General features: G+C 33.6%; 12 protein-coding genes. 5 read left to right on the plus strand and 7 right to left on the minus strand.

All coding sequences use genetic code 11. From position 1 onward, the window contains the following. Window position 1: 1 nt before the first annotated feature. A complete protein-coding gene (locus Q0951_RS11390; RefSeq protein ID WP_299336959.1) occupies window positions 2-496 on the minus strand; it encodes a YkgJ family cysteine cluster protein in 495 nt (164 codons plus the stop codon). Between the two features lie 20 nt (window positions 497-516). Here Q0951_RS11390 and Q0951_RS11395 point away from each other — a divergent pair, with 20 nt between their 5' ends. Continuing rightward, a complete protein-coding gene (locus tag Q0951_RS11395) occupies window positions 517-1,224 on the plus strand; it encodes a bifunctional 2-polyprenyl-6-hydroxyphenol methylase/3-demethylubiquinol 3-O-methyltransferase UbiG (protein ID WP_299336961.1) in 708 nt (235 codons plus the stop codon). Here the strand turns inward: Q0951_RS11395 and Q0951_RS11400 are convergent. The 3 genes from Q0951_RS11400 to Q0951_RS11410 form a co-directional block, all read right to left on the minus strand. Further along, the gene (locus Q0951_RS11400; protein WP_299336963.1) at window positions 1,205-2,821 is read right to left on the minus strand and encodes an amidohydrolase; all 1,617 of its coding nucleotides are present in this window, start codon (window positions 2,819-2,821) and stop codon (window positions 1,205-1,207) included. The two genes, Q0951_RS11395 and Q0951_RS11400, sit on opposite strands and share 20 nt — an antisense overlap. Before the next feature lie 108 nt (window positions 2,822-2,929). Continuing rightward, window positions 2,930-4,648 carry a TonB-dependent receptor gene (locus Q0951_RS11405; RefSeq protein WP_299336965.1) on the minus strand — a complete coding sequence of 573 codons (1,719 nt, stop codon included), beginning with the start codon at window positions 4,646-4,648 and terminating at the stop codon, window positions 2,930-2,932. A gap of 4 nt (window positions 4,649-4,652) precedes the next feature. Further along, complete coding sequence (locus tag Q0951_RS11410) at window positions 4,653-7,676, minus strand: tetratricopeptide repeat protein (protein WP_299336967.1); 3,024 nt, start codon at window positions 7,674-7,676, stop codon at window positions 4,653-4,655. 221 nt (window positions 7,677-7,897) lie between these two features. Between Q0951_RS11410 and Q0951_RS11415 the strand changes: the two genes are divergently transcribed. Further along, window positions 7,898-8,581 carry a cell division ATP-binding protein FtsE gene (locus tag Q0951_RS11415; protein ID WP_299336969.1) on the plus strand — a complete coding sequence of 228 codons (684 nt, stop codon included), beginning with the start codon at window positions 7,898-7,900 and terminating at the stop codon, window positions 8,579-8,581. Here Q0951_RS11415 and Q0951_RS11420 read toward each other — a convergent pair. Continuing rightward, window positions 8,578-10,203, minus strand: a complete 1,626-nt coding sequence (locus Q0951_RS11420; RefSeq protein WP_299336971.1) for a hypothetical protein — start codon at window positions 10,201-10,203, stop codon at window positions 8,578-8,580. The genes Q0951_RS11415 and Q0951_RS11420 overlap by 4 nt on opposite strands. 91 nt (window positions 10,204-10,294) lie before the next feature. On the opposite strand from Q0951_RS11420, the gene Q0951_RS11425 reads away from it, so the two are divergent. Together Q0951_RS11425 and Q0951_RS11430 are read left to right on the plus strand one after the other, a co-directional pair. After that, entirely contained in the window at window positions 10,295-11,185 is an 891-nt protein-coding gene (locus Q0951_RS11425) for a glycosyltransferase family 2 protein (protein WP_299336973.1), read from the plus strand. Beyond that, a complete protein-coding gene (locus Q0951_RS11430) occupies window positions 11,182-12,105 on the plus strand; it encodes a glycosyltransferase family 2 protein (protein ID WP_299336975.1) in 924 nt (307 codons plus the stop codon). Before Q0951_RS11425 ends, Q0951_RS11430 begins: the two co-directional genes overlap by 4 nt. On the opposite strand, the gene Q0951_RS11435 is transcribed toward Q0951_RS11430, so the two are convergent. Continuing rightward, the gene (locus Q0951_RS11435; RefSeq protein ID WP_299336977.1) at window positions 12,090-12,500 is read right to left on the minus strand and encodes an FdtA/QdtA family cupin domain-containing protein; all 411 of its coding nucleotides are present in this window, start codon (window positions 12,498-12,500) and stop codon (window positions 12,090-12,092) included. The genes Q0951_RS11430 and Q0951_RS11435 overlap by 16 nt on opposite strands. Further along, complete coding sequence (locus Q0951_RS11440; protein WP_299336979.1) at window positions 12,490-13,596, minus strand: glycosyltransferase; 1,107 nt, start codon at window positions 13,594-13,596, stop codon at window positions 12,490-12,492. The genes Q0951_RS11435 and Q0951_RS11440 overlap by 11 nt, the downstream gene beginning before the upstream one ends. Before the next feature lie 52 nt (window positions 13,597-13,648). Between Q0951_RS11440 and Q0951_RS11445 the strand changes: the two genes are divergently transcribed. Beyond that, on the plus strand, window positions 13,649-14,797 hold the full coding sequence (locus Q0951_RS11445) for a glycosyltransferase (protein WP_299336981.1): 1,149 nt from the start codon (window positions 13,649-13,651) through the stop codon (window positions 14,795-14,797).

Raw genomic sequence — 14,797 nt, forward strand, 5'->3', positions numbered from 1 at the left:
ATCAGATTTTAATATGTTTTTTCATATTCTCTACAATATTGAATGCTGCAGGACAAATAGCAACATTCTTCATGGTTAAGTTAGAAATTTGCTGAAATTTTTTGCGGTCAGTGTGCGGAAACTCTCTACATGCTTTGGGTCTTACATCATAGATAGAACAATAATTATCTGCTCCTAAAAATGTACAGGGAACCGATTGCAAAACATAATCCTGTTCTTCATCCAATCGCAAATAGGCATCTATAAACTGCTGCTGTTTCATTTTAAAAAATTTTGAAATACGCTCAATATCTTTTGGTGTAAACAAAGGCCCTGTAGTCTTACAGCAGTTAGCACACTCCAAACAATCGGTACGTTCAAACTCAGCCTCATGAAGTTCCTGCATAAGATAGTCTAATTGCTTAGGCGGCTTTTTTTTAAGCTTAGCAAAGAAGGTTTTATTTTCCTTATGCTTATCTTTGGCGAGCTTTGGCAGATTATTTATAAAGTCTTGCATATGGCAAAAATACTACTTTTATGAAAGACCTTTTCGGGAAAGCCTTACAAGATTATTTTAACAAAAATTATACCGAAGACCTCATCACTTCAACTAATATTTCTGGTGATGACGAGCTACCATTACCGTATTTGTTTAGGGATTATACTGAAATGCCAATACTAGAACAAAAGGCACTTCAACTTGCAAAAGGAAACGTTTTAGATGTTGGATGCGGCTCCGGAAGTCATAGTCTGTATCTTCAAAACAAAGGCTTAAAGGTTAAAGCTATTGATATTTCCGAAGGTGCTGTAGCGGTAGCTCAACAACGTGGAGTTCTGCATATTGAACTCAAAGATCTCCTCGATGAAACTGAACAGTTTGATACTATTTTATTACTTATGAATGGCACAGGGATCTTTCAGGAATTGTCTCAGGTCTCTAAATACTTAGCGCATCTAAAATCGCTGCTCAACACCAAGGGTCAGATTTTGATTGACTCCTCTGATATTCAATACATGTATGAGGATGATGATGGTGGACTATGGATAGATACTAATGCCAATTATTATGGAGAATTAGACTATTTCCTAAGTTATAAAGGCGAAGATGAGAATCCGATGAAGTGGTTATATCTGGATTTTGAACGCTTAACATTAGCTTGTGAGGCTGTTGGCCTCCAATGTGAAAAAATCATGGATGGTGAACATTTTGATTATTTAGCAAAAATCACTGTACTTCACCATTAACATAGGTCTGCTCCACTTTAATATTAGGAATCTCATTCTGATCAACTGTCATAATATCCTTATCTAAAATGACAAAATCGGCAAATTTATCAGCTTCTATACTCCCTTTTTCATTCTCCTCAAAATTAGAATAGGCTGCCCAAATGGTCATTCCTTTTAAAGTTTCCTTTCTTGATAAACCGTTGTCTTTCTGAAAGCCTCCTTCTGGATACTGTTCAAGATCCTGTCGTGCCACAGCTGCATAAAAGGTGAGAAACGGACTCACTTGCTCTACAGGAAAATCGGTTCCTAAAGCTACTTTTCCGTAGGCATCAAGTAATTGTTTATAAGCATAAGCGCCTTTTACACGCTCGCTTCCTAAACGTTCTTCTGCCCAATACATATCACTAGTTGCATGAGTTGGCTGAATGGAAGGCAAGACATTTTTATACAAACTAAAATCCTCAGGAGACACCACTTGTGCGTGTTCTACTCTCCAACGTCTATCTGTTTGTCCCTGTAGCACTTTGTTATAGGTACGCAATACAGCATGATTAGCAGAATCACCAATAGCGTGTGTATTCATTTGATAGTCGGAATTAGCGATTTTTTGAGCCGAACGGTTAAATGTAAGCAGATCCGTTACCAGAAGTCCGAAATGATTTGGTTTGTCACTATAAGGCGCTCTAAGCATAGCTCCTCGAGATCCCAATGCACCATCTGCATAGAATTTAAAAGAACGCACATTTAGCCTATCAGTTTTAATAATACCTTTTTCGGTATAGTAATCCACGTTTTTTGGAGAAAACGACACCATTGCATACACACGCATTTTAAGATCACCAGATTTGTGAAGGCTGTCTATAATCTCAATAGATTCTTTAGACAAGCCAGCATCATCAACAGTAGTTAATCCATAATCAAAACAAATATCCTGAGCAGCCAGTAAGGCTTTTACTTGATCTTCTCGAGTAGGTTTTGGCCAATAATTCATAACCAGATTTTCGGCATTATCAACAAGAACTCCTGTGAGTTTCCCATTGTCTAAAACAACTTCTCCACCTTCTATTTTACTTTTTGCCGTAACATTTCCAAGGTCTAGAGCTGCCTGATTACATAAAATAGCATGACCATCTACACGAGTTAAAGCCACTGGTATTTCTGGAAACATTCTATCTAAAAGGGTTTTGTTAGGAAATTTTTTCTCTTCCCAATCATTTTGATCCCAGCCTCTTCCTGTGATAAAAGACACATTGTTCTCATTTTGAAAATCAAGCACACGTTGAACAACTTCCTCAAAACTTTTAGTACCATTTAAATCAACAGCTTGCTGATTAAAACCCAAGCCTAGAAAATGACAATGCGCATCAATAAGTCCTGGCACAATAGTTTTACCATTCGCATCCACCATATTTTGAGAGGCATACTTTGCCTGAATAGCGTCAGAAGTCCCTACTTCAAGAAATTTACCGTCTTTAATTGCAAAGGCTTCCGCTTTAGCAAACTCATCATTTACAGTATAAACATTTGCATTGAAGACAATAGCATCTACAGGTTGTTTGCTTTTAGAACATGAAAAGATAAAGGCTAAAAACAGAAGGATGGTTAGATTTTTCATAGTTGTCATTTTTTGAAGTATAAAAATACAAAAAGCATTCAATCCATTAATTTAAGATTGAATGCTTTTTTTATGGTTTTCACATGAATTATGAAATACCAATTATACTTAAAAATCAAACTGATACGTCGCACCTGCTAAAAACTGAATCCCTTGCACTGGATAGTTTAACCAACGGTTATAATCCTGATTGGCAATATTATTAGCTTTTGCAAATGCAGAAAGCTGATCATTAATCTTATAACCAACATGAGCATTAACGTCAAAGTAGCTGTCTAATGTTATGGTTTCTGCAAGAGGCAATCCTAAAGTACCAATACCTGTTATAAATTCATCCTTACGTTCTCCAACATAAAACAAATTAGCACCTGCAAACCAATGCTTATCTATTTGATAATCTAAAAATAAGGATGCTTCAATATCTGGTAAATTCCAAGGCTCTGCTTGATTTTCAGTATCATAAGCAAAGTACTGGGCTTTCATTCCTAGTTTAAAGTTTCGGTTGACGTCGACATTTAACTCACCTGCTACAGAAAATGTCGTCACATCATCGTAAGCGATTCCGAAGGAATTTCCGAATTGATAATTTTCACGATCAATACCAGCATCAGGATTAGCTTTAAACAATGCTCTGTTATTATCAGCCAAATAATGACCGCTAATATTATAACTCATACTGTTTGATAACTTTCCTTTAATGCCTAGAGACACGTTATAAGCCTGATCTGTTGGAATGATAAACAAGGTTGGAGACACGAACGGATTTTCCTGAGCAAATTCGTGATATGAATTTTGAATCAAACCACCTTCAATACTTCCGTAGGCAATAAGCAATTCATTAACCAAACGGTAGCTTGCTGTGATATTTGGGTAAATAAAAAATTTCCCGTCACTAGCTTCAGTGTCATTGAGATAAACCAAATTAACACCTAGATTGACTGTTAAATCATCTTGCTTCATTTGGTAACTTGGAGCCAATCCAAAAGTAATATTACTATAATTTAATTCGTCTTGAACAAAATAGTTTCTATCAAAAGAACCTCCTAAATAATCAATGGTCACTTCGGCATTAATAACCTCATCGCTAACAGGCACATCAAAACCAGATTTGAGGACAAATCGATTCTCTCCCGAGTCTTGATTATCACCAAAACGTCTGTACAGTACACTACCTTTATTGATAATTGCATCTTCAAAATTGATATTTCCACCAAAATGTGCTGTATAGAATGAATGATCTACATCAAAGGTCTCAATACTTTGATCTGGAACACCATACCAGTTGAAGGTCTGCAAATGAAAACCTCCATCAACTTTCCATGAATAATCGCTTAACTTCTGACTATAATGTACATTTAGTCCTGTTTCAGAAAAATTATTATCAAAATTCACTCCATCAATATCACCTGCTGAAGAATGGTGACTAAAATAGCCTCCAACCCGTTCTGTTCTGCTCAACGCATGGTTTAGGTAGACCTCACCTAAAATAGTTGTATAAGTTCCAACACCTAAAGAAGCGTAATTATCATATAACTTCACTGGCTTTTCCTTATCAACATTAGCTGCTTTTCCTTTAGCAGGTGTAAACGTTGAAGCTACAGGAATCGAAAAAATATTGTACTTAATAGGTTTTTTAGTAGCATTAGTTGAGTCATTAAGTTTGGCAACTTCTTTGATCTTAAAGGCATCAGAAATTGTTGGTGTATAAGGCTTTACCACATTAACAACATCTGTATCTATAGTGTCTTTTTCTCGTTCTTGCGCTGTTAACATTGAGATGTTAAACGTTAAAATGACTAAGACTATATATTTCAATTTGTTTTGCATATTCTTAATTTTGTTCAGATTCTACTGAGGCATTTGTCTTTGCTTCAATGGCTTTAATTCTATTTAATTCTTCCTGAGCTTCAGTAACAACATCATCAAACTCAGAAAAGTTACTGATTACACTTTCCAGAATGTAAGTGGCTTGAAAAGCATCACCTAGTGCATCATAATTTTTCGCCATAACCACTAAGCCTTTAGCACTGTAATATTTATAGCTACTGTAATCACTAGCCAGTTTTTGAACAACCGTATTGGACGCTTGATGTTTTCCTTCTTTATTTTTGAAATAAGCATTGTAGAATAAAGCTTCGGCAGCTAGAGCACCAGTTGCAATTTTTTCAACTTTCGCATAAGCAGTTTTGGCTTTGTTCTCATCTCCTGTTTTAATCGCAGAACGAGCAATGATGATTTGCGCATCACTTTTGACCTTATTATCAATTTTAGAGTTTTGAAGTGCTTTTTCGGCATAGTTCACAGCTTCAGTATAGTTTTCCTTTTGATAATAGGCATTCATTAAATTAGACTCTGCATAGGTTACATTTTGTGGATAATCTGCATCTGATTCTAAACGTTTGAGTAGCGGAATCGCTTTATCCCAATTAGAGTTATTTAAATAAATTTCAGATAATTTCACGATAGCCTGTTCTGTAAACTCTCCTTTTTGTCTACCTACAACATACTCGTAGTGCGGACGAGCATTTTCAGGCAAGTCTTTTTTGGAATATAATTCGGCTAAATAAAAATGAGATTTAAGTGCGTGTATTCCGTTAGGAAATTCGTTTAAATATTTATTAAACTGACGAATAGCACTATCAGTATTACTTTCTAAATACTGCTTCTCTGCAGCCAGATAGGCAGTATTATCTAATTCGGCATCAGTTACATCAACATAATCTAGGGTTTTAACCCAAGCAGCATACTCATCAACGCGACCAAGATCAATATAGATCAAACGTGCTGTAGCCACAGCCTGACTTGCTTCTTCGGTTGAAGGATAATCATTAGCTACTTTTTTGAACTTATTTAGTGCGCGTTCATTATCATTGGTATTATAATACGCTAAGCCTTGTCTTAACAACGCTTTTGAGATGAACACACTATTTCGATACTCTGAAGTTAGTCGATCATACATAGCCATAGCCTTGTCTGTCTCATTAGCTTTCACATAGGAATTTGCCAATTCGTACATGGCATCATCTCGTAAGGCAGATTTAGGAAATTCATCAATAAAGGATTTAAGTCCGTTGATTTTTTTAGACCCTTGACCAATATAACCATAACTCATTGTTTTCTGAAATGTAGCGTAATCACCTTCAATCTCATTAATGCTTATAGCTTTATCATAGGCTGCAATGGCTTTATTATATTGACTAGACACAAAATGACCATCGCCAAGTCTTAAATACGCATCATTTAAACGCAGTTTATCATCTTTATGTGAAGCAATAAATGTTTGAAAACTCGCAGTAGCCTGATTGTAGTTTTTGAGTTTAAAATAAGTATAGGCAATGTTATAGTCAATATTAGTAATTTCATTTACTTCGGATGCCTTAGGCTGTTGTTTAAATTGCTTAAAACCAATCAAGGCCTCATCAAAATCACTTAAATTATAATCGGTTTCAGCTTTCCAAAAGGTTGCTCTAGCAGTGAAAACATCATCTTTAGCCTCATCAATAGACGCATTAAAAAGCTGTAAGGCTTCACTGTAATTCCCTTCATTATACACTTCTATCCCTCGGTAAAAAGCTACTTTTTGATAAGCCACACGGTTTTCAAAGCTCTTTTTATTTTCAAGAAGTTTGATTGCTTCCTTGTAGTTTTTAGAAGTGATATAAGAATCTATTAATAAGGTCTCTAACTCTTCCTTATAGCTCGTGTCAGGATATTTATCTAGATAACTGGTGAGTACCTGAGGAACTGATTGGTAAGGATTACCTATTTCATAACTGATCTTGGCATAATTTAACCACGCATCTTCCTGAATTTTCAAATCGTAATCCATTTGAGATGCATTTCGGAAGGCATTCAAGGCCTCTTGTTTTTTATCAAGATTGATATAACTTTCTCCTAAATGATAATAGGCATTCTGTGCGACAGCATTATTACCATCTATAATTTTATTGAATTCAGAGATGGCTTTTTCAAAATCATCTTGCTTGTAATAAGCATATCCTAATTGGTAATAATCAACGTTATTCCATTTTCCTCGTCGTCCTTTGTAAGCTTGTAAATACGGAATAGCTTCTGCATACTGTTCTAAGTTAAAATAACTTTCTCCAATAATTTTGGACAACTCTGATTTTTCCTGCGGATTACTCTTATCTAACTGTTCTAAAGCTAGCTCTATAGCCTTTTCAAACTTCCCCAATTTAAAATTAAGATCTGCCTGATAATACGATAGCTTTTCTTTGTATTTATCCTGATCACTTACCTGGTCGAAATACTCATTAGCTTTATCATAGTCGTCACCTTCATAAGCCATAAAACCTATGTAATACTTTGCTTGAGAACCATATTCTTTTGAAGTTACTACGCGATTCAAATACTTATTAGCACCACTTTCATCACCTGTAGAATACAAGGTATAACCGTAATTAAAATTAAATTTATCGCGTTCAGAACGGGCTATACTGTTTTCATCTACCTTATCATACCATTTTCTGGCGTAGGCATATTTCCCATTTGTAAAATAGTAATCGGCTACATCTAAAAAAGCTGTATTTCTTTTGGTACTTGTTGGGTAATTATCAACAAACTCCTGAATAAGATCATCGGCATTTTGCTGGTTTAACCGTACAGCACAATTGGCTATATAATAGGCACAATCGGATTCAACAGTTTCATTTGGCGCTTCGTTCTTTATAGATTCAAACAATGATTGAGCCGCTTGATACTGCTTATTATTGTAGAGCGTTAGCGCTTTTTGATAATCTACCAAATCACTGGTATATGTAGCTGTTTGTTGTGCTTTCAAGTAAGACGTAAACAACAAAAAGCTCAGCAAAAAAGTTAATTTTCTGAAAGTCATTAGGTTCGATTTTTAATTGATGTCAAAGATAATTTATCTCATAAGCTATAACGCAATAATCGTGCTATAATTATACACCGAGTTATTAAAAAGACTATTCGGGCAAGATTGTGTTACACTTTGCGTTTACTATTAAGTCATTACAGATTTTAAATTTCTACTATTGGTAGTTGCTAGTTTTTATAATACATTTACACATCTATTAAATCTTCATATAAACTATGTCTGAAACTGTTTTACAACTCAAAAATGCTTCTATTTATCAGGGTGATAGTATGGTATTATCTGATGTTAATTTTGAAATGAACAAAGGTGACTTTGTATATCTCATTGGAAAAACAGGAAGTGGTAAAAGTAGTTTTATGAAAACCTTATATGGCGATCTCGAACTCACCGAAGGCGAGGGTCACATAGTTGATTACGATCTCAGGACTTTAAAAGAAAAAGATATTCCATTTTTAAGACGAAAATTGGGTATTGTATTTCAGGATTTTAAATTATTACCAGACAGAACCATCAATCAAAATTTAGAATTTGTACTAAAAGCCACCGGCTGGAAAGACAAAACTAAAATTAAAGAACGTATTGAAAGCGTTTTAGATAAAGTTGCTATGAAAACTAAAGGCTTCAAATTTCCGCATGAGTTATCTGGAGGTGAACAGCAACGTATTGCTATTGCTAGAGCCTTATTAAACGACCCTGAACTTATTCTTGCCGATGAACCGACAGGAAACCTAGATCCGCAAACAAGTATTGAAGTTATGGAGGTTTTACTGGAGATTAATAAAAATGGAAACACCATTTTAATGGCTACTCATGATTATGCTTTACTTCTAAAATATCCGAGTAAAACGCTTAAATGTGACGAGAACAAAGTATTTGAAGTGGTGCAACGTAAAGGCTAAAACCCTAACCATTTAAAAAACCGTTTGATCACACCTTCTTTTTTTTCTACTGAATTATCCTCGGTTCCCTGAGGTTTAAACTCAATAATAAATACACCAAAATTAGATAATGATTTTTTAGCTTTAGTATTATGAAGTGGTTTTTCGAAGGCTGTTAACTGCATTGGAAATGTAATTTTAAAATCTTCGGAGAGTGTCCCTGTTTTTAAAACCTTACTAACATTTTCAACATCATATATGGTATAATTTATTCCAGTTTTAAGACCAGCTTTTGAAAAATCGGCCATAGTAGGTTCACCATCCTTTTGTAGTATGACTACCTTAAATGCATCTTTACGATACTTGTATCTTGTTATGGTAGCCATGGTTTTTAAATCAAATTGCTTAATGTGCTTCCATTGACTGTTTCTATCAATACCAAAATTAGATTGCCATTTATTTAGGTCATAATCCTGATGTTTTAATATTCTAAAACTAGAACTCTTCTTTGTGAAATACGTATTATTTTTAAATTGCCATTGAGACATATGCTCCAAAACCGACGACTGCATATGAACATAACCACAATAGACACTATTATTCTCGAAGGTTAACGATTTGGCGTGCAGAATTCTAAGTCCGTTATTTCTACCAATAATCATATTGTTCTTAATCTCAACGTTTTCAATTGGTGCATTTTTATGAAACCCTAGTGTTAATGAAGCGGCATCACCTCCTACTTGAGCATTTCCTACATCAGTATTATGGTAAAAAATATTATTGAGGATTTTAATGTGTTTTGCAATGTTTGTTCCATTTCTATCGTCTGATGCTACAATCAAATTATCTTTAAATGCACCACTTGGTGAGCCATTATTAAAGATTACATTACTTTTTAAGATGATATTTTTAACAAACTCTTCTTTAGCCTTTTTGTTAGCAGACCAGATTTGAACACCTTTATAAAAATTATTAAAAATGATATTATTTTCGATAATTCGTGTGCTCTCTGAATTATTTTGAACGTAAATCCCAACACCTCCACCTCTATTTTTGCTTGTGGTGTAGCCATTGTTAAAAATTAAACAGTCTAGGATTTCTGTTCCTCCAGTTCGTTTCCATGAGCCAAATCCGGAACCTGGATTATTATGGATTTTTAAATTGATGAACTTACAATCAATACCATTACTATGTGTTATTCCATCAACATTTTTAAAACCTTCAGAACCTTTATTTCGAGTAAATTCACCTAGAAATGTAACCTCAAAATTTTTATAGATAACTTGTTTACCTTTTACTTCAAGTACTGCTTTTTTTGATGATGTCACATTTCCGTTTAAAATAACCTTATCAGTTTTATAAGCAGATACTGTGATGTATTTATCAGACTCCAAACTTTGTAGTGAACTGGTAAATCTACCATTGTAAATTCCATCGTGAAGCCAAATTATATCTCCTGCATTAACGACATCCGATTTTTGATCAAATGCGGTTTGAAGATCCCATGGATTGTCAATTGCACCTGTTCCATTCTCTGTTCCAGGATTGGAAGTATGATCTTTAGGGAATACATGAAACTCCTCTTGAGCATTTAATAAAAGCCCAATGCAACAAAAGAACACATGTAATATTCGTAGTTTCATAATTTGATATTTCCAATTACTGTACCAAAAATAGGGATTCAAAATAGTTAATACCATAAAAAGTGTATTTTTGAATTAATTACAACGTCGTATGCTATCTGTACTTATTCCAGTTTATAATTATGATATAAGAGCTCTTGTAACTGCCATTCAAGAACAGTTACTGACCTCTCAAATACCATTTGAAATTATATGTATGGATGATGGTTCAAAAAGCAATTTTAGAACTATTAATTCTGAAATAGAACAATTAGAACATACTGGCTATCGCGTTTCTAATTCCAACTTAGGACGAGTTGCCACAAGAAAAAGCTTAGCAGAAAACGCTAGCTATAATTGGTTGTTGTTTTTAGATGCCGATGTCATTCCAAGAACTAACCAGTTTATTAATAATTACATTCCGTATTTGCATACTGATTACGAAGCCGTTTATGGTGGATTTGCTTATAAAGAGGATCAGCCTGAAGACGATTTGATGTTGAGATGGACTTATGGAAGATCCAATGAGCAGGTATCGGCACATATCAGAAACAAAACACCTTACAAAATAGTAATATCGGCTAATTTTCTAATTAAAAAAACACGATTCCTTGAGTTAAGCTCCTATATGACCAATACTGGTTATGGATATGATAATTATTTTGGAGCGCTTTTAAAAGAAAAGACTGTTAAGGTCTTCCATATTGACAATGAAGTGTTTCATTTAGGCTTAGAATCTAGTGCTTCTTATCTCAAGAAAATTGAAGAATCTATTGACAACCTATTACAACTAGACACTGAGGACAAATTAAAAACAACCGATAATAGTTTATTAAAGTTATTTAAACTATTTAAAACCTATAAACTCCATAAGATTTGGGCCTGGGTCTACAAGACATTTGGCAGCTCTTTAAAATCTAATTTGCTAAGCAAGAGACCAAGTGTGTTTATGTTACAATGTTATAAATTGAGTTACATTTGTTATCAAGATCAAAATTCATGACACCTTATTTTTCTATCATAATTTCTGTTTATAACAAAGCAGCATATGTAGCCGATACTCTGACATCTGTTTTAGATCAATCTTATTCAAATTTTGAAGTTATTGTAGTAAATGATGGTTCTACAGATGAGAGTTTAGAGATCTTAGAACGTTTTGACGATTTCAGACTACAGATTATCAATCAAGATAATCATGGTGCATCACATGCTAGAAACCACGGCATAAATCTAGCAAAAGGCCGCTATATTGCTCTTCTTGATGGTGACGATCTTTGGGATTCTCACTTCTTAGAAACTATGCATACCACCATAGATAATCATCCTACACAATCTATATTTACAAGTGCAATTGCACATAAGTATGATGACAACATCGTTCCTGTTCCTTACAGTTTCAAAATAGATAAAGACGTTTTAATATTAGACTATTTTGAGGCAAGTCAGAAGCATTCGGCATTATCTGGTTCTAGCACTGTGTTTAAACGTGATATTTTGGACATTACCGGAAATTTCGATGAACGTATCAGGTCTGGTCAGGACACTGATCTATGGATTCGCTTTGGAATACATTTTCCAGTAGTATTTGTAAGTAAGGTATTAGTGTATTATGTGTTTAATAGACAAAGCTTGTCTAATACTACATCTGACATTAATCTTAAACCTAAATTTGACAAGTATAAGGAAGAAGAAAACACAAATTTTTATCTGAAAAAATTTTTAGATAGAAATAGATTTTCGCTGGCTATATTAAGTAAGCTTAATGGTGATTGTGTGTCATTTGAGTTTTTTAGAACCTCGCTGTCACTAAGGAGCTTATCATTAAAAAGAAAAATTTTAATTATGAGTCCGAAATGGGTTATTTCACTACTTCTCAAACTAAAGTCAATTACTGGGAAGAAGTTATATTACGATACTTTATAATCTTTAAATTCTTTGTAATCTCTTATGTAATCGTCTTCATCAAACTCATCTGAAGCTAAGACCAAGCAGACTGATCCTGAAGAAAAATTTTCCAATTCACGCCAAATTCCAGTAGGTATTAATAATCCTTTATCTGGTTTATTGAGCATGATTTTTCTCTTTTGTTTACCATCATCAAGAACCACTTCAAAACTTCCGCTAAGGGCAATTAAAAACTCTAACTGCTCCTTATGTGCATGACCACCACGATACGCATCACTAGGCACATCATACAAATAATACACTCGTTTTATTTGATAAGGAATAGAGTCTTTTTCAATCACCGCCAAATTGCCTCTAGGATCTGTAATTTTTGGTATCTCTATTATCTCAATATTATCTATACTATTCTTCATCCTTTAATAATTGTTCCCATTGAAGAGAGATTTGCTCTTTAGAAAACCTTTCAACTGATTTTGAAGCATACGTCTTACACTTTTTATATAACGTGTCATTCTTAAACATCTTAACCATAGATTCTGCAAATAGACCTGTATCTCTATCTGCTACCAGAAGACCATTTTCTTCATTGATTACAATCTCATTGGGACCAGATATAATATCCAAAGATACTACAGGCACTCCAATGGACAATGCCTCCAGAAGTACCATTGGAAATCCTTCATATCTACTAGTTAATGTTACAAATTTACTATTGTAAATATATGGAAACGGATTTGGTGTAAAAGGATGAAATACTATAAAATCATTTCCATCATGTTCTTTTACATACATCTCTAAGGTCTCTTTGTCTTTACCATCACCTAAAATAACAAGAAAAACATCTTCTTTCCATAAATTTGATCTCAGGAATGAATCAATTAAAAACTTATAATCTTTTATTGAATCTTCAATTCTTCCATAAGATAACACATATGTTTTTCCTTTCAAAGGATGACCTATCAAGTCTCTTGATTGCATCCAATCTGGATCATAAGCATTATATATTGTGGTTGAATTATGTAACCCGTTGACTTTTAACAGTTCCGTTTCGATGTAATTAGAAACCGCTACATTACAGTAATTATTTTTGTGAATTTTAATAAAGTGATCTCGTTGCATTTCGGTGTTTAAAACTTGTCTGGAACTGTGTAATACATAAATGGTTTTAATCCCTCTGTACAGATATTGTTTATAGAAAACCTCTCTGTAGTAATTGTTCTTAGGGCGATGATCTATGATAAAATCAAACTGTTTCAATTTAAGATACTGACGTAGTTTTTTGAAACGTTTTAGCCTTTTATAAAGCGAATCATTTTCACTGTCTTTATGTTCGCCCAAATTAAACAAGGTTCCCGAATAAGGGTAATCAATTTGGTCATTCAAAAGTACAAGATGCACATCATGTCCCATTTCAGTTAACATACTTGTGAGTACTGAAATAGAACGTTCTGCACCACCTTTTGATAGTGATATGCCAACAACACATATTTTCATTGTGGTATTAGTCATTTTATCATATTTTTGAAAAGGACAAGTTCATGTTCGTAAATATATAGTATTTGTGAGGATTTTATTAGTTGGTGAGTACAGTAGATTACACAATTCTTTGAAAGAAGGCTTAAAATCTCTAAATCATGAGGTGACATTAGTTGGTGATAAAGACGGATTTAAGAATTATGATGTTGATATTCCAATTGGTTCAAAAATCTTCAATAACACCTTTTGGCATCCCATCTCAAAATTAGTAAATAAGCTAACAGGCATAAATTTAATTGCTCTTGAAAATGCTATCAGATTTTATAAAATCCTACCAAAATTAAAAGGCTACGATAGTGTTCAACTTATCAATGAAGGTGGACTTAAAACCTATCCCAAATTTGAAATTTTCCTCACAAAAAAACTAATGCAACAAAATAAAAGTGTATTCCTTTTATCCTGCGGTATTGATTATATAAGTGTAAAATTTGCTCAGGATAAAAAGTTTAGATATTCCATATTAACACCATTACATGATGATAATACTCATCAGGCATATTATAAACACATCCTTAATAAACTAAAGCCTAAGCACCAAAAATTACACAAATTTTTATACAACAATGTTAACGGCATTATCGCTACAGATTTGGATTACCACATACCACACATTGGAGTACATAATTATTTGGGAATGATTCCAAATCCGATAAACTGCGATAAGATTGCATATACAGAACCTTCACATCAAGATACAGTTACTATTTTTCATGGTGTCAATAAAACAGGCTACATTAAAAAAGGAAATATATTTTTTGACAAAGCACTTCATATCATAAAGGAAAAGTATAATGATAGAGTGCAAATCATAAGAACCGAAAACATTCCCTATGATACTTATATGAAATTTTATATTTCCTGCGATATATTATTAGATCAAGTGTATGCTTATGATCAAGGGTATAATGCTTTAGAAGCAATGGCAAGAGGCAAAATTGTGTTTACAGGTGCTGAACAAGAATGGCTGGAATATTACAATATAAATAAAGATACCATTGCTATAAATGCATTACCAGATGTAGATTATCTGGTAAAAAAATTAAGTTGGTTAATCGAAAATCCGGATATCAGAAAAAATATAAGCTCTAATGCTAGATCATTTATTGAAAAAGAACATCACTATATTCAAATAGCTAAATCTTATACTGAGCTTTGGAATGCCCATAAATCTTGA

Source organism: uncultured Psychroserpens sp. (genome assembly GCF_947501425.1).
Classification (GTDB): domain Bacteria; phylum Bacteroidota; class Bacteroidia; order Flavobacteriales; family Flavobacteriaceae; genus Psychroserpens.